Source organism: Bacillus sp. LJBV19, from assembly GCF_017797845.1.
In the GTDB taxonomy this organism is placed as follows: domain Bacteria; phylum Bacillota; class Bacilli; order Bacillales; family Bacillaceae; genus Bacillus; species Bacillus velezensis.
The window spans coordinates 1,897,360-1,918,043 of record NZ_CP072563.1 but is presented as its reverse complement, the minus strand read 5'-3'; the positions used below and the strand labels follow the sequence as shown (position 1 = coordinate 1,918,043).

Genomic DNA, 20,684 nt, shown 5'->3' with positions numbered 1-20,684 from the left:
ACGGGGACAGCCATCAGCCGGCTAAAACTTACTGGAGGGATATTAATGTCAGAATTTAAGCAACAGGAGTTGTTCTGGAGCAGCATGTTCGATGCGGAAGATCGTCCCAGTGCAATCCCTTCGTTTCAAATGTCGGACTCAACAATAGAGCACGATGCGCCGAGTGCACCCAACCGTATTCACAGTTCATTGAGCTCCGATGTATCCCTGCGCATCATGAAGATGACGAATAAATCGCCAATGGCCGTTTATATGGTTCTCCTGGTCGGAATCGAGTGTCTTTTATACAAATATACGGGGGAAGAGGGCGTTATTGTAGGTGTTCCGACCTTTGAAGACGAAACCGATGAAGACCTTCGTTTAGATCAAGTCATGTTAATCAAACAAAACATAAATGCGGACGGCACGTTTAAATCCATATTTAATGAATTCAAGCATACGCTGAACGGAGCCATCTTACATCAGCACGTTCCTTTCGATAAAATGGCCGGTCCATTAAATCTGAACTACGATTCAAATCATTTGCCAATGATCCACACGATCGTATCACTAGATCAGCTTCACCCCATTCGTTTTATAGAAACGGCCGCTGCTGATACGTTATTTCAGTTTTCCATAGAAAATGATTCGATTCATTTAAAGTTAACTTATAATGAACAAGCTTATGATCGCCAGTATATGATGCAAGTGATCGAACATGTAAACCGGATTTTTTCGATTTTGTTATTCCAACCCGACCTTATGATCCGCCAGCTTAATATTCTGTCAGACTCAGAGACAAATCAACTCATCACCTATAATCAAACGGCTGCAGAGTATCCAAAAGAAAAAACGATTCATCAATTTTTGGAGGAACAAGCGGGACGTACCCCTGATCAAACGGCTGTTGTCTACGAGGATAGCCGTCTGACGTACCGTGAATTGAATGAAAGGGCGAATCAACTCGCTCGGACACTGCAATCTGAAGGCGTGCATCCGGATCAGCCGGTCGGGATTATGGCCGAACGCTCCCTGGATATGATTGTAGGGATCTTCGGGATCTTGAAAGCCGGCGGGGCGTATGTACCGATTGACCCGGGCTATCCCGAGGAACGGGTTCGATACATATTGGAGGATTCGGATACGAAGTTGTTACTCGTGCAGAATCAATCGCAAGAGAGAGTACCTTTTACGGGAAAAGTGCTGGATATGAAAGATCCGCAAAACTTTTGTGAAGACGGGTCGGATGTAGAGCCGGCTGCTGGTCCGGATCATCTGGCCTATGTTATTTATACATCGGGTTCAACGGGCAAGCCGAAAGGGGTTATGGTTGAGCACCGGTCGGTCATCAATCGGCTGGTGTGGATGCAGGAAAAATACCCTCTCGATGAGCGGGATGCGATTCTGCAAAAAACTGCGATCACCTTTGATGTATCAGTGTGGGAACTGTTCTGGTGGACGATGGCAGGTTCTAAACTGGTGCTGCTGCCAAGCGGAGGAGAAAAGAATCCCGAGCTGATTTTAGATACAATTGCACAAAAAGGTGTCAGCACAATGCATTTTGTACCGGCGATGCTGCATGCCTTCCTGGAATCCATGGATCAGAAGCCAAGCGGGATGTTGAAACAAAAATTAGCGTCATTAAGACATGTGTTTGCAAGCGGGGAGGCTTTGAAGCCTGTACATGTCGCAGGCTTCAAACGCATCATCACGTCGGTGAGCCAGGCTCAAATCATCAACTTGTACGGACCGACTGAGGCAACAATTGATGTATCATACTTTGATTGCCAGACGGAAGAAACGTATGCATCGATTCCGATAGGCAAACCGATTTCCAACATTCAATTGTATATATTACATGCTGATTTGGAACATATGCAGCCGACCGGTGTGGCGGGAGAACTGTGCATAGCGGGCGATGGGCTTGCAAGGGGCTACTTGAATCGTCCGGAACTGACGGCCGAGAAGTTTGTAAACCATCCGATTGCAGCAGGAGAACGGATATACCGGACGGGAGACTTGGCAAGATGGCTGCCGGACGGCAATATCGAGTATTTGGGCCGGATTGATCACCAGGTGAAAATCCGCGGTTACCGCATTGAAATCGGCGAAGTCGAAGGCGCTTTTTTTCAGCTGCCGGCGATCAAAGAAGCCATCGTTATCGCCCGGGAAATCGATGGGGAAACATCCTTGTGCGCCTATTATACCGCACAACATGCTTTAACTGCAGGCGAGCTCCGTGAAGAGCTGTCCCGGCAGCTTCCATCCTATATGATACCTGCTTATTTCGTTCAGCTGGAAGAGATGCCGCTTACTTTCAACGGAAAAATAGACCGTAAATCCCTTCCTTCTCCAAGAGAGAATCTTACAGGCATGAACTATGAAGCTCCTCGAACAGAACTGGAAAAAATACTGGCCGCGGTGTGGGAGTCGGTCTTAGGCTTAGAACGGGTCGGAATCTCAGATCATTTCTTCGAATTGGGGGGCGATTCCATTAAGTCGATTCAAGTGTCCTCAAGATTATACCAAGCCGGGTATAAGTTTGAAATCAAACACTTGTTTAAATACCCAACGATCTCCGAGCTTGTTCCATACGTAGAGCCGGTAACCCGAATCGCAGAACAAGGAGAAATTAAAGGCCGGGCGCTGCTGACACCGATTCAGCATTGGTTTTTTGACCAGAAATACCCGGAATTACACCATTATAATCAAGCGGTTATGCTTTATTGGAAAGAGGGACTGGATGAATCAAAGCTTCGGGACGTCATGAAGAAGATCACAGAGCACCACGATGCTTTGCGCATGGTCTATGTTCCGACAGAAGATGGATATGAAGCCCGAAATCGGGGGATCGAAGAAGGTGATCTGTTCAGCCTTGAAGTGATCTCATTACGCGAAGAAAAAAATGTGTCCCAGACGATAGAAACCATTTCCAATGAGATTCAGCAATCCATTCATTTAGCCGAAGGACCGCTCATGAAACTGGGATTGTTCCGGTGTCAAGAGGGAGATCATTTGCTGATTGCGGTTCATCATCTGGTCATCGACGGCGTATCGTGGAGGATTTTACTTGAGGATATAGCGGCAGCTTATGAGCAGCTCCAAAACGGCGAAGCGATCCGGCTTCCGAAGAAAACGGACTCTTACCTGTTATGGGCTGAACAGTTGAATCGTTATGCAGAAAGTCAGGAATTCGAAGCGGAAAATCAATACTGGTTCAGACAGAAACATAATCCGCAGCATACATTGCCAAAGGACAATGAACAGGAGACCGGTCTGGCCAAAGACCGGGAAACGGTCATCGTTAAATGGACCGTTGAGGAAACCGAACGTTTATTAAAAAACGCTCACCGGGCTTATTCGACCGATATGAACGATTTATTACTGACCGGTCTGGGAATTGCTATTCATCGTTGGACCGGATATGAAGACATTCTCATTGATCTTGAAGGACACGGCAGAGAGTCTATCATTCCGGATCTCGATATTTCGCGTACGGTGGGATGGTTCACAAGCCTATATCCGGTTTCGCTTCAAATCAAAGCTGATCAGGATATCCCGCAGCGGATTAAAACAGTGAAAGAAAATTTGCGTCAGATCCCCCAAAAAGGAATAGGTTACGGCCTGATCAAATATTTGTCCGATCACCCGAAGGCACATGAATGGACCGGACATCCGGAAATACGTTTCAATTATTTGGGTCAATTTGATCAAGATGTCCGGAACGGCAAGATGGAGGTATCCCCTTACTCAAGCGGGAAAACAGCCAGTGACAATCGTCCCTTGACCTATACACTTGATATCAACGGCATGATTTCAGACGGCCGATTGTCGCTGGCCATCAGCTATTGCGGTAAACAATATCAGAGAGAAACAATGGAAGCCTGTGCCGATCTCTTAAAAAACAGCCTGCAGCAAGTCATCGCACATTGTGATGCTCAAGATCAAATTCACCTGACGCCAAGCGACATTTCGTTAAAAGGTATAACGATCGGTGAATTGGATCAATTTGTGCAGCAGACGAGTCATCTCGGTGACATTGAAAATATATACCCATTAACCCCGATGCAGAAAGGAATGTTGTTCCACAGCTTGATCGATTCGGCTTCCGAAGCTTACTTTGAACAAGCCGCTTTTGATCTGAAAGGATTCTTGGATATCGATGCATTCAGGATGAGTTTGGCGCATCTGGCCGAAAAATATGACATTCTTCGGACTCTTTTTTATACAGAATGGAAAGATCAGCCTTTACAGATTGTATTCCGGCAAAAGCCGATTGAAACGGCCGTTGAAGATATTCGCAGCATGAACAGTCATCAGCGCAGCGAGTTTATTGCCGATTTTGCAAGAAGAGATAAGGCGCGGGGATTCAACCTCACCCGGGATGCTTTAATGCGCGTATCGATCCTGCGGACAGAGGAAGACCAAGCGCGATTGATATGGAGCTTTCATCATATTTTAATGGACGGCTGGTGTTTGCCTCTTGTTACGAAAGAAGTGTTTGAAACCTATTATGCGATACTCGAGCAAAGGCAGCCGAAGCGGGGAGCCGTCACTCCATACAGCCGATATATCGAATGGCTGGATCAACAAGACCACAAGCAGGCGTCAGCCTATTGGTGTAACTATTTAGAAGGTTATGAAGGGCAAACTGTTTTGTTACAAGAACAATCTTCCGGCCGGGCGAAAGGATACGAAAAAGGTGAGCATGAGTTTCGTTTAGGAAAGCGGCTCACAGACGAAATCAAACGGGCCGCAAGCCGTCAGCAAGTCACCGTCAATACATGGATACAAACCGCATGGGGCTTATTGCTGCAAAGATACAACGGGAGTCAGGATGTCGTCTTCGGCACGGTCGTATCCGGCAGACCGGCAGAAATTCCGGGAATTGAAACCATGGTCGGTTTATTTATCAATACCATTCCCGTACGTATTCATACGCAGCCTGAAATGACAGCTGCACAAGTATTGAAAATGAATCAGGAGCGGGCACTGGCTTCTCAAAAATATGATACATTTCCGCTGTATGACATTCAGGCTCAAACTGAGCAAAAGCAGCAGTTGATCAATCATATTATGGTATTTGAGAATTACCCGGTTGAGAAACAAATAGAACATATGAAGCAGGATGACAACGCATTAGACATTCTCGATTTTCATATGGAAGAACATACTCATTACGATTTTACTTTTATAGTGATGCCGGATGGAGAAATTGACATTCGTTTTGTATACAATCGCGATGTTTTTGATCAAGCAAGTGTCGAACGGATGCAGACGCATTTCATGCAAATCATGAAGCAAATGGCGGACGATCAGGACATTCGCGTTCAAGACCTTGATATCGTAACAGCGGATGAGCGATCGCTCCTGATAGATAAGTTCAACGATACGGCGGCCGAGTATCCAAAGGAAAAGACGATTCATCAATTGTTTGAAGAACAAGCGGAGCGAACGCCGGAGCACGTGGCGATTGTTTTTGAAGATAAGAAGCTGACGTATCGGGTAGTAAATGAACGCGCCAATCAGCTGGCCCGAACCTTGGTTGCCAAAGGACTTCAGGCCGAGGAGCTTGTCGGCATTATGGCGGAACGTTCACCGGAGATGGTGATAGGCATCCTTGCTATTTTGAAAGCCGGGGGCGTTTATGTACCGATCGATCCGGATTATCCGAAAGAACGCATCCATTATATGCTTGAGGATTCTAACGTCTCTATCTTATTATTGCAGCATCATCTTCTGGAAGATACCGATTATCAAAGTCATACTGTCTTCCTTGACGATCCGTCATCATACGGCGCCGAATCATCTAATCTCAATCTGAACGTGATGCCAAATCAATTAGCCTACGTTATTTATACATCAGGAACAACAGGGAATCCGAAAGGCACGCTCATTGAACATAAAAACGTGGTTCGTCTGTTATTTACCAACAAAAATGTTTTTGATTTTAACGCATCGGACACATGGACTTTGTTTCATTCCTTCTGCTTTGATTTTTCAGTATGGGAAATGTACGGAGCGCTGCTGTATGGGGGCAAATTAGTGATTGTTCCGAAACAAACAGCAAAAAACCCGGAAAGGTATTTGCAATTGTTAAAATCGGAAGCTGTGACCATTTTAAATCAAACGCCGAGTTATTTCTATCAACTGATGCAGGAGGAGAGAGAAGATCCCGAATCCAATTTAAAAATCCGAAAAATCATATTTGGCGGAGAGGCGTTAAATCCATCCTTCTTGAAAGACTGGAAGCTTAAATATCCTTTAACCCAATTAATCAATATGTACGGCATTACCGAAACCACCGTTCATGTCACATATAAAGAAATCACGGAACGGGAAATCAACGAAGGCAGAAGCAACATCGGACAACCTATTCCTACTCTGCAAGCGTATATTTTGGACGAATATCAGCGCATTCAGGTAATGGGCATACCGGGCGAGCTCTATGTGGCAGGAGAGGGACTGGCCAGAGGATATTTGAACCGCCCGGAATTAACGGCTGAGAAATTTGTTGAACACCCGTTTGCCGCAGGCGAAAAAATGTACAAAACGGGAGATGTCGCCCGGTGGCTGCCTGACGGCAATATCGAGTATTTGGGAAGAATTGATCATCAGGTGAAAATCCGGGGCTACCGGATTGAAATTGGCGAGGTCGAAGCGGCTCTATTGCAACTGGAATCTGTCAAAGAATCGGTCGTCATCGCGATTGAAGAAGAGGGCTCAAAGCAGCTGGGCGCCTACTTGTCAGGAGACGATTCATTAAATACGGCGCAGCTGAAGCGTCATTTACTGAACAAACTGCCCGCTTATATGATACCGGCTTACTTTGTACAAATGGAGAAGATGCCGATAACCGCAAATGGAAAAATAGATCGAAAAGCTTTGCCGGCTCCTGAGGGAAATAGGCTCACCGGAACCGAATACGAAGCGCCCGGAACGTTAATTGAAAAGCAGCTGGCCGAGATATGGAAGAACATTTTAGCACTCAGCGACCCGGGAATTAAAGATAACTTCTTTGACGTTGGCGGCCATTCGCTCAAAGTATTGCAAGTTATTCATCAAATCAACGACCGTATGGGAATCAAAATGCATTATCAAGCCGTATACGATTTTCCTACCATCGAAACAATGGCACGCGCCATTCAAGCGGCAGTTTTCGAGTCCAAGACGGATAACGTATTCGTCAAGATGAATCAGAACGGTTCAATCCCTGTGTTCTGTTTCCCGCCTTTAATCGGGTACGGGCTGGTCTATAATGAAATGGCGAAAAGACTTGACGGCCGCTGCACCGTCTATGCCGCTGATTTCCTAGAAGAGCCGTCTTACGAGCAAGAGATCGTTGACCGGTATGCAGAAAGCATGATAGGCATTCAGGAACAAGGGCCCTTTGTTTTACTTGGTTACTCCTCGGGGTCGAATTTGGCTTTTGAGGTCGCCAAAGCCTTGGAGAAGCGCGGACGCATCGTATCGGACATTATGATGCTTGATTCTAAAAGAGCCGTTTCGGTGAATTATTTTTCGGAAGAGGAAACCGAAGAGATCATTCATCGGAATCTGGATATCATTCCGGATTATTATAGAGAATTATTAACCATTCCTTCCATTAAGGATAAAATCAGAAGCTATCTCACATATCACAATAAACTGATCAATTCCGGCGCGGTGAACGCCAACATTCATCATTTTCAATGCGGCGAGTTGACCGATAGAGGATGGACGCAATCAACCGCACAGCATTACCTTGAGTACAAATTAAAAGGAGACCATGTGACGATCTTTGACCCTCACAATATCGAAGAAAATACCGATGCAATTCGATCTATTATCAAAAGGATTGAAGAACGGCATCATCACGGACTTGTTCTTGAAGAACAACTGTCAATAGGATCGTTTGCCGGCGACACGAAGTTTGACAAAATGTAAATGATCCAGAGAATGCCGCTGACTGCAATCGGCGGCATTTTTCATAAAAGAGGGTCAGATATTTGCAGCGTTTTCACTCTAAAAATCATTCATTTTACACATTCTTCATGACCTGTTGTTATCATATTTTTTAAAAACCTAATATGCGGAAACAGGAGGATGTTAAGCTGATGAAAAAGTGCAGCGTATGTTTATTGATTCTTGCTTTATTATTGAGCTGTTTACCTGGGGAATATGCGAATGCGGTAAGCACTCCAATTGCAAAACATGCCGGGAATTCAAATCCGCTTATCGACCATCATCTGGGCGCAGATCCGTTTGCGCTGACCTATAACGGAAGAGTCTACATCTATATGTCAAGCGATGACTATGAATATAATAGCGACGGCACGATTAAGGATAATTCATTTGCCAATTTGAATAAAATATCCGTCATATCTTCAGCGGATATGGTGAACTGGACAGATCACGGAGCGATTCCCGCAGCGGGTGCCAATGGGGCGAATGGCGGCCGGGGGATTGCCAAATGGGCAGGAGCATCATGGGCCCCGTCAGCCGCAGTGAAAAAGATCAATGGTAAGGATAAATTTTTCCTTTATTTCGCAAATGGCGGCGGAGGTATCGGGGTTCTCACCGCAGACAGCCCGACCGGCCCATGGACAGATCCGATCGGAAAAGCGCTGGTAACGCCAAATACGCCAGGAATGTCCGGTGTTGTATGGCTTTTTGATCCGGCAGTATTCGTAGATGATGACGGCACCGGTTACCTATATGCCGGCGGAGGCGTTCCGGGCGGTTCAAATCCCGCACAGGGGCAATGGGCCAATCCTAAAACAGCAAGAGTCATGAAATTAGGGCCTGATATGACCAGTGTTGCCGGAAGTGCATCGACCATTGATGCGCCTTTTATGTTTGAAGATTCGGGAATGCATAAGTATAACGGAAAATATTACTATTCCTATTGTATCAATTTCGGGGGCGCTCACCCGGCCGATAAACCTCCAGGTGAGATCAGCTATATGACCAGCTCAAGTCCTATGGATTCTTTTTCGTATAGAGGGCACTTTCTGAAAAATCCGGGAGCATTTTTCGGAGGCGGCGGGAACAATCACCATGCTGTTTTCAATTTTAAAAACGAGTGGTATGTGGTGTATCATACTCAAACTGTCAGCTCCGCTCTTTACGGGGCCGGCAAAGGATACCGTTCTCCCCATATTAATAAGCTTGTGCATAATCCAGATGGCTCCCTGCAAGAGGTAGCGGCAAATTTTGCAGGTGTCAAACAGCTATCCAACTTGAATCCATATCACCGGGTAGAAGCGGAAACGTTTGCCTGGAACGGACGGATTTTGACAGAGGCATCCTCAGCACCCGGCGGGCCGGTCAATAATCAACATGTCACAAACATTCATAACGGAGACTGGATTGCTGTTGGAAATGCAGACTTCGGGTCAGGCGGCGCCAAGACGTTCAAAGCAAATGCAGCGTCCGCTAGAGGCGGAAAAATAGAAGTGCGGCTAGACAGTGCAAACGGTAAGCTTGTCGGAACCTTGAATGTCCCTTCCACAGGCGGAACGCAATCCTGGAGAGAAATAGAAACTGCGGTAAGCGGCGCATCCGGTGTTCACAACGTATTCTTTGTATTTACCGGAACTGGTACAGGAAACTTGTTTAATGTTGATTACTGGCAGTTTACACAAAGATAAGCAAAGGGAGACAAAGGTACGTTTTCTATGTCCATAAACGACATATGAAGGAGAGGGAAAAATGATGTCGAGCGTAAAAAAAACAATTTGTGTATTATTGGTATGTTTCACAATGCTGTCCGTCATGCTCTTAGGACCGGGAGTTACTGAAGTTTCAGCAGCAAGTGATGCAACAGTTAATATATCTGCAGATAGACAAGTGATTCGCGGTTTTGGAGGAATGAACCACCCGGCTTGGATTGGAGATTTGACTGCGCCTCAACGGGAGACCGCTTTTGGCAATGGACAGAATCAGTTAGGTTTTTCGGTCTTAAGAATTCATGTAGATGAAAATAGAAATAATTGGTACAAGGAAGTGGAGACTGCAAAGAGTGCGATCAAACATGGAGCAATCGTTTTTGCTTCCCCTTGGAATCCGCCAAACGATATGGTAGAGACTTTCAATCATAATGGTGACACATCAGCTAAGCGGCTGAGATACGATAAGTACGCCGCATACGCGCAGCATCTTAACGATTTCGTTAATTTCATGAAGAGTAATGGTGTGAATCTGTATGCGATTTCTATGCAAAACGAACCTGATTACGCTCACGAATGGACATGGTGGACGCCCCAAGAAATCCTGCGTTTCATGAGAGAGAATGCCGGTTCGATTAATGCCCGCGTGATTGCGCCAGAATCATTTCAATACCTGAAAAATATATCGGACCCCATTTTGAACGATCCGCAGGCGCTTAGGAATATGGATATCCTCGGAACCCACCTGTACGGCACTCAGGTCAGTCAGTTTCCTTATCCTCTTTTCAAACAAAAAGGAGGAGGGAAAGAGCTATGGATGACGGAGGTATACTATCCGAATAGTGACAACAATTCAGCGGATCGCTGGCCTGAAGCTTTAGGTGTTTCAGAGCATATTCATCATTCAATGGTAGAGGGAGATTTTCAAGCTTATGTGTGGTGGTACATCCGCAGATCATACGGCCCTATGAAAGAAGATGGGATGATCAGCAAACGCGGATACAATATGGCTCATTTCTCAAAATTTGTGCGCCCTGGCTATGTAAGGATTGATGCAACGAAAAATCCTGAACCGAATGTTTACGTGTCAGCCTATAAAGGAGACAATAAAGTCGTGATTGTTGCCATTAATAAAAATAACACAGGGGTCAACCAAAACTTTGTACTGCAGAATGGAACTGCTTCGCAAGTATCCAGATGGATCACGAGCAGCAGCAGCAATCTTCAACCTGGAACGGATCTCAAAGTAACGGACAATCATTTTTGGGCCCATCTTCCGGCTCAAAGCGTGACAACATTTGTTGTAAAGCGTTAAAGGCATCAGCATTGCAATAAGCCAATTTTCTTACTCGAAAAAGAAAATTGGCTTATTTTCTGTGGGAGAGAAGTGTTGATTTTTTTAACGATACACGGACATTGGGTATAATAATGACAATGACTTCAAGGAGTGATCAATATATGTCACGGCTTCACAGCAAAGTATTAATCATAGACGATGAAAAAGAAATTTTGGAACTGATCAAAACCGTATTAATAAGAGAAGGCATTGATCGCGTAGTGACCGCTTCGACTGCCCGTGACGGATTGGCTCAATTTCATCAAGAAAATCCCGATCTGGTGATATTGGATATCATGCTGCCAGACGGTGAAGGCTATGATATCTGCAAGCAAATAAGAGACATTTCACACGTTCCTATTATCTTTTTGTCTGCAAAGGGGGAGGAAACGGATAAAATTGTAGGACTTGCCATCGGCGGGGACGACTACATTACAAAACCCTTCAGCCCTAAGGAAGTTGCATACCGGGTCAAAGCGCAGCTGAGACGGGTCTCTTACTTACAGCCTTCTCAAACCGGAACCGTAATAAAAAAAGGGCCATTTGAATTAAACCAACAACAAGCCGAGCTCACCAAAAATGGAGCGGCTATTGAGTTAACACCTAAAGAACTTATGCTTATGACCTATTTTTTGCAGCATCCCAATCGGGTGATCAGTAAAGAAACACTCTATCAAGCTGTATGGGGAGAAGATTTCTTCGGTTCTGACAACACGGTGATGGTTCATATACGCAGGCTCCGTGAGAAAATAGAAAACACCCCATCAAAACCAGACTTTCTCGTCACTGTGAAAGGGTTAGGCTACAAATTTGTTGTAAAGGATGCGTAAGGATGAATTGGCGATTAACAGGCAGATACATGGTATCTGTCATCATAGTGACCATCATTACAGTCTTCATTAATTTATTTATTTTTATGTTTTGGCTCGTTTTCCAGGCGAACAGCCAACATGACGAAGAAAGTACACCGGAAACTTTCACAAGATCATTCCGACAATATGTCACGTTATCGAACAATGGTATCACAGTAAACAAAGAGGGCCAAAAAGCTTTAAAAGAGCAGAATGCATGGATTCAAATATTAGATGAAAACGGACGGGATGTTTATCATGATAGAGAACCTAAAGGACTGAAGAAAAAATATACGCCTATTGAAATTGTAAATTTACATAAATATAAGGATGAACAATTATTATCAACCATTTACGCCGGCGGAAAAAAAGTAAACGGCAAGGAGTACAGTTATTTTATAGGGTTTAAAAATCCCTCTCTCGGAAAGTATGTCATCTCATATGATACCAAGGAATTTGTGACGAAGTTCAATGCAGGGACCATCATATTATTATCAATAGATGCATTGATCGCGTTACTCATCGGCTATCTATTCAGCCGGCAGCTCACAAAACCGCTCGGCCGTGTCATTCAAGGAATCCAGCGGTTAGCTAATGGAGATTATACGATCAAAATGAAATCCAAAGGCATTTATAAAGATGTCTTCTATAATGTCAATCATTTATCGGAACAACTATCTTCAAGCAAAAAAGAAAAAGATAAATTAGAGCAAATGCGTGAAGAGTGGATCAGTCATATTTCTCATGACATTAAAACACCATTAGCATCTATTCAAGGCTATGCAGAAATCATCCAAGATCCGAATTATCATCTAACAGTCGAACAGATCAGAGAGTACGCCCAGATCATTGAGAGTAAATCCCTCTATATGAAAGATGTGATGGAAGATTTAAATTTAACGACAAGGCTGAAAAACAACGATGTGATGTTACATACAGAGCGGGTAAACCTTGTATCGCTGCTGCGGGAAACGTTAATTGATATGTTAAACGATTCTAGATATGCGGATAAGTCCATTGAGCTTCAAACGAACCTGGAAAAGCTGATGCTGAACCTTGATGCGATATTGATTCGGAGAGCGGTCACGAATCTCATTTTAAATGCCCTCGTTCACAATGATCCTGATGTGAAGATCGTTGTACGGCTTGAACAAAAAGAACGGACTCATGTGACAATTAAGGACAATGGCAAAGGGATAGAAGAAGGGGAGCTGGAAAAAGTGTTTGATCGCTATTACAGGGGGACAAATACAGGAACGACGCATGCAGGCTCTGGTCTTGGAATGGCCATAGCAAAGGATATTATCCAAAAGCACGGAGGGGACATCACCATTCACAGCACCGCGGGAGAAGGGACAACGATAGATATACAATTATCATAATGGCTATACAAAAAAACGGTTCTGCTGATTAATAACAGAACCGTTTTTTCCTATTGCTCCGAAAATACTTTGATTCCTTTGACAATGTTCCAAATGAAAAAATAGATCGCCACAAGGAATGTAACAGCATACGTCGCAAGCAGGAAAGGCCCGGCGTGCCTGATGTCATTCATACCAAGTAAACCTGAAGCGATGATGCCAATTCCAAAAATCAAATAAGGAATCAGATGCGTCCACAAAGATTTTTTCGCATGATATTTCACATCGTCCTGTCCTAAGAAATAGACGATAATCGGAAACAGAAACGGCGCAAAAAATATACTGAAGTAACATAATGAAGACAAAATTTTATTTTCTCTCAAACCTTTTCACCTCTATGATTTATTGAAGGGGGAATTCTTCTGGCTGAATCCCTCACTGAAGTACAATCTTATTGTACAACTCCAACCTTAACCCGTATTAATCCGAACCTTACATCAACCTTACATTAACAAGGACGGGCAAGGGCTCGTCTTCTTACAGCAATCATAAGATTCAATGCCATATTGAGACTCATCACATTCAGCATGTCTGCGTTGGAAATACATTTAATTTTCCGATTCGATTGAAAAATGACGTGTAAAGTCCCGATTCAGTCCGGTTTTCTTTGTTCTATATGTGTCAGGTATGTCTTATTCAATAGAGATAGAGCAAATTGACAGGCTTTTACACCTACCAAAAACAAGAAATTAGGTTGATAGACAATCATGAGAAAGATTTTTACAATGAGTTCGAGCTCATAAGAAGTGAAGAGCCAAAATGATGCGAAGGAGGAAAAGATCAGATATGAAACGGTCAATTTCTATTTTTATTACGTGTTTATTGATTGCGGTATTGACAATGGGCGGCTTGCTGCCTTCGCCGGCATCTGCAGCAGGGACAAAAACGCCAGTAGCCAAGAATGGTCAGCTTAGCATAAAAGGTACACAGCTCGTAAACCGCGACGGCAAAACGGTACAACTGAAAGGGATCAGTTCACATGGATTGCAATGGTATGGCGATTTCGTCAATAAAGACAGCTTAAAATGGCTGAGAGACGATTGGGGCATCACCGTTTTCCGCGCGGCGATGTATACGGCAGATGGCGGTTATATTGACAACCCGTCCGTGAAAAATAAAGTAAAAGAAGCGGTTGAAGCGGCAAAAGAACTTGGGATATATGTCATCATTGACTGGCATATCTTAAATGACGGCAACCCAAACCAAAATAAAGAGAAGGCAAAAGAATTTTTCAAGGAGATGTCAAGTCTTTACGGAAACACGCCAAACGTCATTTATGAAATTGCAAACGAACCAAACGGTGACGTGAACTGGAAGCATGATATTAAACCGTATGCGGAAGAAGTGATTTCCGTTATCCGCAAAAATGATCCAGACAACATCATCATTGTCGGAACCGGTACATGGAGCCAGGATGTGAATGATGCTGCCGATGACCAGCTAAAAGATGCAAACGTCATGTACGCGCTTCATTTTTATGCCGGCACACACGGCCAATCTTTACGGGATAAAGCAAACTACGCACTCAGCAAAGGAGCGCCTATTTTCGTGACGGAATGGGGAACAAGCGATGCGTCTGGAAATGGCGGTGTATTCCTTGGCCAGTCGCGGGAATGGCTGAATTATCTCGACAGCAAGAACATCAGCTGGGTGAACTGGAATCTTTCTGATAAGCAGGAATCATCCTCGGCTTTAAAGCCGGGAGCATCTAAAACAGGCGGCTGGCCGCTTACAGATTTAACTGCTTCAGGAACATTCGTAAGAGAAAACATTCGCGGCTACAAAGATTCAACGAAAGAACGCCCTGAAACGCCAGCACAAGATAACCCCACACAGGAAAAAGGTATTTCTGTACAATACAAAGCAGGGGATGGGCGTGTGAACAGCAATCAAATCCGCCCGCAGCTTCACATAAAAAATAACGGCGATGCGACGGTGGATTTAAAAGATGTCACTGCCCGTTACTGGTATAACGTGAAAAACAAAGGCCAAAACTTTGACTGTGACTACGCGCAGATTGGATGCGGCAATCTGACCCACAAATTTGTGACGCTGCATAAACCTAAGCAAGGTGCAGATACCTATCTGGAACTGGGGTTTAAAAACGGAACGTTGGCACCGGGAGCAAGCACAGGGAATATTCAGCTTCGTCTTCACAATGATGACTGGAGCAATTATGCACAAAGCGGCGATTATTCCTTTTTCCAATCAAATACGTTTAAAACAACGAAAAAAATCACATTATATCATCAAGGAAAACTGATTTGGGGAACAGAACCCAATTAGTAAGCTTTAGGCGGACATCAGCAACGATGTCCGCTTTTATCATCTTAAACAGCAATACAAGGAGGTTTACGTGGCGGATGAAACTCTGAAACAGCATATGGGCCTGTACAAATGTTGTTAGCAATCTCAAGAAAGCCAAGGAGTAGATGTGATTCACTGAACATATGATGTAATGAAAAGCGTTTGTAGCGCAATGTATGTATTTCACATCCGCCACTTTTATTACGTAAGGGGGAACAAGAGAATGAAAAAGTATGACGCATTTCCAGAGCCAATTGGCGGCTATACTGTCGGCCGAACCCAGATGGATTTTGAGTACACGGCATCAGATCATACAAAAAGAGAACTGACGGTGTTTGTGTACTATCCGTCCGACAGCAGCGAAGGGAAGGCTACATCAACGTACATGTTTCCTGAAGTCTGCGAAATGCTTGATGAGCAGCCGCTTCTCACTGCGTTGAAGGATGCTTACTCTATAGATATCAAGACCCAATGTTACGACGACCTTGCTCTCTCCGGGAAGGAAAAGCGCTATCCGGTGTTATTCTATGTTTGCGGCGGGGGCGGTTCTCCAGAATGGGGTACAGTGATCTGTACAGACTTGGCAAGCATGGGATATGTTGTGGTAAGCATCGGCCATCAGAATAGCACGATGTATAAGCGTAAAGATGGGCGAATGTTTAATATATCAAAGGATTTTTCGGATGTCATTATGGCGTTTTCTGAAGATCCGGAGATGATGGCTTTGTCTGGTAAGATGGAGATGCGGCCCGACGATGAAACTGCCATTGAGATGTGCCGAAACGTGCTTACACTGCCGATACTTACCAAGTTAACAAAGCATAGTGAATTACAGTCAGAAGATGTAAGGTATGTAGCCGATTATCTTGTCAAACTGGACTCTGGAGAGCTTAATTCCATCTTTAAGGGCAGATTGTTGCTTGACATCGGCATGGGCATAGTCGGACATTCTTATGGAGGGCCTACGACGGCGATTGTTTGCCGGGACGACGAACGGTTCACCTGCGGGATTGGCTTGGATAGCGGTGCGTTCGGCCTTCAGGGCAGCGACCTTAAGAAACCCTTTTTGCTGCTGTTTTCTGAACCTAACTACAACATGAATGCGATCATTGGCGCTAACAATAGCATGGATACCTATTATTTCTCTGTTGATCGTGCTGCGCATTTAGATTACTGCGACATCGTGTTTACCAGTGTGAATGAGGAACTTAGAGGCGAACGGGATGCCATGGAGATGCGAAATCTTGTTACAGACTATACGAAGAACTTTTTTGATCATTACATACTGCAGAAGGCTGCAAGTGTGGAAAGTCTGGCATACGATGGCGTGGACTTGATCAAGAAGACCAGCAACAAGTGACATAACCGATTAAAATACTCAAACTGAAAAACCTTTATGACCAATTTAATTTATTAAGGACGTAGAGGTTTTTTAATATTACACTACAAAAAGGGAATGCTGTTAGAATAGATCTACTTTTATATTCTCTTCACAATTCCTAGTTTACATAATATATATTCTAGGAAGTTAAATCTTTAATGAAAATTCTGTCTCGTTATCTTAAGTATACTTAGTTGATGAGACAGAATTAAAAAAATAGGATGTATTACGATTTACAATTAATCTTGAACATAACACCGATCTTTAATAATCGCCTCGCACTTTACTTCGTCTACATCAGTTTTGCCATTGGATAATCTTGTGTACACATAAACCCAATTTTCACCGTCTCTTTTGAAGTAATCAAAATCGTAAGCATTCGGATATTTATCTCTTACCCAAATTAATCCTGGCAGAGTCTCCGCCATTGCTGGTGATCCAGATACTAGTATGGCGCCGACAAGTGCTGTAGCTCCTACTATCTTTATGTTCGGAAAAAATACAAAATTATGTTAATTATTTTCCCATTCTTGAATTCTGAAACTTTTCGGAGGGCTTCTGATAGCGTTCCTCTTTGCAAATGTGCTTACATAAAAAAACCGGCGTGTTGGCCGGTCCTTTCTTCTAGACAACATGTACCCTTCTTGATTACTTCGTGAGGAAGCATTAAAGCCTTTATTAAGCCTCGTAATTTCTGCTGTTTGATCCTAAATTCCTAAAGAGTAAAGAAGAAAGCAGAGCTAACACAAAATAAACAACAACGAATCCACCCCAGAAGATTATTGCTTGATCAAAAGGTAAGCCAAACATTCTAAAGATTACTCTGTGAACGATTCCTGTAATAATAATCAGGACACTTGTAGACAGTGCAAAAGTAATATGTTTCATTTAGAACCTCTCCTTATGAAAGATTGATCACTCTATCCGAACCATTGGCGATTTCTTGATCATGAGTAACACAAATAATCGTTTTCCCCATACCTTTTAACTGATGGAACAAAGACAAAATAATGCTTTTGTTATATTTGTCTAAGTTTCCTGTCGGTTCATCAGCCAGAATAATATCACAAGGCTTCAAAATAATTCTTGCGATGGCCACACGCTGCTGCTCTCCACCACTCAGTTGATAAACCTTTTTCTTTAAAAAGCTTTTATCCAGACCAACCATTTCTAAAGCTTTTGTCAACTTTTCTTTCTTAAAGTCTTTTGCATAAGCCGTCGAAAGCTGTAAATTTATTAATACTGTTTCATTGTCCATAAGCACGTAATTTTGAAAGATATACCCTAAGTTTTCTCTCCTTAGTTTCATAACCTCCGTAGGTTTAGGATTTCGAAAGCCTAAAATTTCAACATCTCCTGAGTGCGGAGTATCAAGAAGACCTATGATATTTAGCAGGGTAGTCTTCCCTGAACCGCTCTTACCAACAATTGAAACAAATTCATTTTCTTTTATCTGAAGAGAGAAATTCGAAAGAACAGGTTTTTCATCAAACGTCTTTGATATGTTGTTGAGTGTAATCATATTCTATCTCCTTTTAAGATCCTATTCATGTTTCTCCTGTTCAAATAGACACTCAGAAAATAAAGAATAAGCAGCTCGATTACAATAAACAGCGCGATGAAAATTGTTAATTCAAAGATTTTGTAATAAATACTGCATCCTAAACCTATAAGGCAATTGGTTAAAAGGGAAAAGATGATTAAATTTTTATTTCTGGTCCAATATGAATATCCAAAAAGCTCTTTAAGGTACAGCCGATATGCATTTGCGCTGTAATACGACCAAATATAAGCAACAAGAAAGGCTATGGAGAGGATAACTGTTATTGTTAGTCCAATTAAATTCTGCAAGAATTGATTCTGAATTCTTGCTATACCGTCGCTTAGCTCTTGATAGACCGAAATTGATGAATCAATTAGATCTCTCGTATTGGTCTTCTCCAAATAAGGAACTATGCGGTCATACGCCATGCCTTTTGAAGAATCTGAAAAGAATAAACATGAGGTTGAGTAAGCACCTATAACAGATGGATCAACGTTGTCCGTGAAAATTGCAGCTATTGGATCAACAATGTTATTTTTATTGCCGGCATCACCAAGCTCACTATTAAAGGTGAAATACTCCTGCCTATTTTTAGTATAAATAATGTTGATTTTCAATTCATCTTTTTTAATGGTGTTTAAAGGTTGCTTCATCTCCTTGTTATACATATTATCTAATTCAACTTTATCAAAGAAAAAGTGATCTCTATATGCTTCTATGATGTCTTCTTTATATTTTGCATACTTTTGTGGCACAAGCAGATTCAATGAATTTGAGTCAAACCATAATTCTTTTTTGTTTATGGCTTTTCCATTAGCACCGATAATGGGATTCACCTTTAAATAATTAGGGCTGATTGTAATGCTTCGTCCAGAAGGAGAATAAATTTCATTTTTCTTTGTCGTATTTAAGGTGTAAAAATAAACAGGTTTTTTTCCATCTTTCCTTAGTAAAGCATAGTTATGTGCATCAATGACGAACGCATTTTTATGCTTCTCTAATTGATGATACAACGCTCGTACTTTAACATTTTTCTCCCTGTCTAATTTTAAATCACTATAGTCTATCCCGGTATATGCAAAGCTTGTTTTATAAGTGTTTTGTGTCTTTTTCCAGTATGATTGATTATCAAGCTGCTGTTTGAGATCGAATACGTTAGAAAGTGAAAACGCAACAATATTGAAAAGCAATATCGTGATAACAATTTTAAAGCCTACAGATAACCATTGGAATTTTTTAATCGGTGTGCTGCCTTTGATCGAGCCACTAATGTCGCTGTTGTTATACAAGACGAGGGTAACCATGATGGTGTATACCATCATGATAAGCGCGCCAATCACCGCGTTTCTAATGTAAATTCTAAGATATACAGCCAACCAGTCATTTAAACTGAAAGAAAAGGCTAGCAAAGCCACAATAATTGCGCCGCAAAATATGATTATAATTAGAGGCTTCAAAAACATTGCTGGGTAAGAAAGCAGTGTTTTAACTTTGGAATACCCCCATAACTTTTGCAGCAGAAGCCGCTTGCGATTTTTAATTACAAAATAAAGGATGCCAATAAACAAAATCAGCATAGAAAGCAACACTAGCATAAGCAAAGTTTTGTTAAACATAAAAGCAGTATTCTCAGTGATGTCCTCATAACTTACTTCACCATAGTCAGCAAAAAGATTTTGTGCTTTTTCCAATACCTTTTCATCGTTAGACGAAATATAAAATTTGCTTCCTATGCCTATATTCTTTATTTGATTGAAATCAAAATATCTGATTTTCCATGTCGAAAGTGGAAAGGTAATGCTGCCGATCATCTTCTGCTCTGAATGGCCTCTTAGAAAATTTGACACAAGTTTATTGCCGTTATGTATTGATGGTTCATTTTCAGGGCTAGTAGAATAGATGTTTAAGCTCTTTTCATCCAAGAAATTGTATTGAGAAATGTTCACTTTGTTTTCTTTGGAGAAGGCGACCAATCTCTTTATAAAGTCCTCACTTTTAATTTCTGAGGTATAATCGATTATCAATGCTTCTTTATTGGAGAATAAAGTGTAATAGATTTGTTTGTTAAGAGTGTAATGATAGCTTGACATATTCATTGAGAGCAAAACCAGAATGAACAATAAATAAATCGTTTTCTTCATTGGACAGCCTCCATAAAAAGAAATCCGGTGCTGTCTTGTATTCAAGTTTGACCACACCGGAAGAAAAATTTAAAA

At 42.5% G+C, this 20,684-nt stretch carries 11 protein-coding genes; 7 read left to right on the top strand and 4 right to left on the bottom strand.

Annotated elements, in window-relative coordinates; genetic code table 11:
- Nucleotides 1-45 precede the first annotated feature (45 nt).
- The 5 genes from bamC to J6600_RS09255 all read left to right on the top strand — a co-directional run bounded on the left by bamC (nucleotide 46) and on the right by J6600_RS09255 (nucleotide 13,198).
- Nucleotides 46-7,905, top strand: coding sequence for a bacillomycin D non-ribosomal peptide synthetase BamC (gene bamC / locus J6600_RS09275; RefSeq protein ID WP_209388297.1), 7,860 nt, complete (start codon nucleotides 46-48; stop codon nucleotides 7,903-7,905).
- A gap of 167 nt (nucleotides 7,906-8,072) precedes the next feature.
- On the top strand, nucleotides 8,073-9,611 hold the full coding sequence (locus J6600_RS09270) for a glycoside hydrolase family 43 protein (protein WP_209388338.1): 1,539 nt from the start codon (nucleotides 8,073-8,075) through the stop codon (nucleotides 9,609-9,611).
- Nucleotides 9,612-9,672: 61 nt separating this feature from the next.
- Nucleotides 9,673-10,944: a glucuronoarabinoxylan endo-1,4-beta-xylanase XynC gene (gene xynC / locus J6600_RS09265; RefSeq protein ID WP_209388296.1), complete on the top strand. Its 1,272-nt coding sequence runs from the start codon at nucleotides 9,673-9,675 to the stop codon at nucleotides 10,942-10,944.
- A gap of 143 nt (nucleotides 10,945-11,087) precedes the next feature.
- A complete protein-coding gene (locus J6600_RS09260; protein WP_017417897.1) occupies nucleotides 11,088-11,795 on the top strand; it encodes a response regulator transcription factor in 708 nt (235 codons plus the stop codon).
- Between the two features lie 2 nt (nucleotides 11,796-11,797).
- A complete protein-coding gene (locus J6600_RS09255) occupies nucleotides 11,798-13,198 on the top strand; it encodes a sensor histidine kinase (RefSeq protein ID WP_209388295.1) in 1,401 nt (466 codons plus the stop codon).
- A gap of 50 nt (nucleotides 13,199-13,248) precedes the next feature.
- On the opposite strand, the gene J6600_RS09250 is transcribed toward J6600_RS09255, so the two are convergent.
- On the bottom strand, nucleotides 13,249-13,560 hold the full coding sequence (locus tag J6600_RS09250; protein ID WP_017417895.1) for a magnetosome magnetite crystal formation protein family: 312 nt from the start codon (nucleotides 13,558-13,560) through the stop codon (nucleotides 13,249-13,251).
- Between the two features lie 463 nt (nucleotides 13,561-14,023).
- On the opposite strand from J6600_RS09250, the gene J6600_RS09245 reads away from it, so the two are divergent.
- Both J6600_RS09245 and J6600_RS09240 read left to right on the top strand, forming a co-directional pair.
- Nucleotides 14,024-15,523 carry a cellulase family glycosylhydrolase gene (locus J6600_RS09245; protein ID WP_209388294.1) on the top strand — a complete coding sequence of 500 codons (1,500 nt, stop codon included), beginning with the start codon at nucleotides 14,024-14,026 and terminating at the stop codon, nucleotides 15,521-15,523.
- A 244-nt stretch (nucleotides 15,524-15,767) separates the two neighbouring features.
- On the top strand, nucleotides 15,768-16,904 hold the full coding sequence (locus J6600_RS09240) for an alpha/beta hydrolase (RefSeq protein ID WP_209388293.1): 1,137 nt from the start codon (nucleotides 15,768-15,770) through the stop codon (nucleotides 16,902-16,904).
- A gap of 699 nt (nucleotides 16,905-17,603) precedes the next feature.
- On the opposite strand, the gene J6600_RS09235 is transcribed toward J6600_RS09240, so the two are convergent.
- The 3 genes from J6600_RS09235 to J6600_RS09225 are packed head-to-tail and all read right to left on the bottom strand — an operon-like array spanning nucleotide 17,604 to nucleotide 20,609.
- Entirely contained in the window at nucleotides 17,604-17,813 is a 210-nt protein-coding gene (locus J6600_RS09235) for a bacteriocin-like WGxF protein (RefSeq protein WP_029973839.1), read from the bottom strand.
- A 13-nt stretch (nucleotides 17,814-17,826) separates the two neighbouring features.
- Nucleotides 17,827-18,447, bottom strand: a complete 621-nt coding sequence (locus J6600_RS09230; protein WP_029973840.1) for an ATP-binding cassette domain-containing protein — start codon at nucleotides 18,445-18,447, stop codon at nucleotides 17,827-17,829.
- On the bottom strand, nucleotides 18,444-20,609 hold the full coding sequence (locus J6600_RS09225) for a DUF1430 domain-containing protein (RefSeq protein WP_209388292.1): 2,166 nt from the start codon (nucleotides 20,607-20,609) through the stop codon (nucleotides 18,444-18,446). The genes J6600_RS09230 and J6600_RS09225 overlap by 4 nt, the downstream gene beginning before the upstream one ends.
- Nucleotides 20,610-20,684 lie beyond the last annotated feature (75 nt).

What these genes read in the sequence shown, in the direction of transcription:
- J6600_RS09230 (WP_029973840.1), bottom strand. Translation starts at nt 18,447, where the DNA reads ATGATTACACTCAACAACATATCAAAGACGTTTGATGAAAAACCTGTT.
- J6600_RS09245 (WP_209388294.1), top strand. Translation starts at nt 14,024, where the DNA reads ATGAAACGGTCAATTTCTATTTTTATTACGTGTTTATTGATTGCGGTA.
- J6600_RS09225 (WP_209388292.1), bottom strand. Translation starts at nt 20,609, where the DNA reads ATGAAGAAAACGATTTATTTATTGTTCATTCTGGTTTTGCTCTCAATG.
- J6600_RS09260 (WP_017417897.1), top strand. Translation starts at nt 11,088, where the DNA reads ATGTCACGGCTTCACAGCAAAGTATTAATCATAGACGATGAAAAAGAA.
- J6600_RS09240 (WP_209388293.1), top strand. Translation starts at nt 15,768, where the DNA reads ATGAAAAAGTATGACGCATTTCCAGAGCCAATTGGCGGCTATACTGTC.
- bamC (WP_209388297.1), top strand. Translation starts at nt 46, where the DNA reads ATGTCAGAATTTAAGCAACAGGAGTTGTTCTGGAGCAGCATGTTCGAT.
- xynC (WP_209388296.1), top strand. Translation starts at nt 9,673, where the DNA reads ATGATGTCGAGCGTAAAAAAAACAATTTGTGTATTATTGGTATGTTTC.
- J6600_RS09255 (WP_209388295.1), top strand. Translation starts at nt 11,798, where the DNA reads ATGAATTGGCGATTAACAGGCAGATACATGGTATCTGTCATCATAGTG.
- J6600_RS09235 (WP_029973839.1), bottom strand. Translation starts at nt 17,813, where the DNA reads ATGAAACATATTACTTTTGCACTGTCTACAAGTGTCCTGATTATTATT.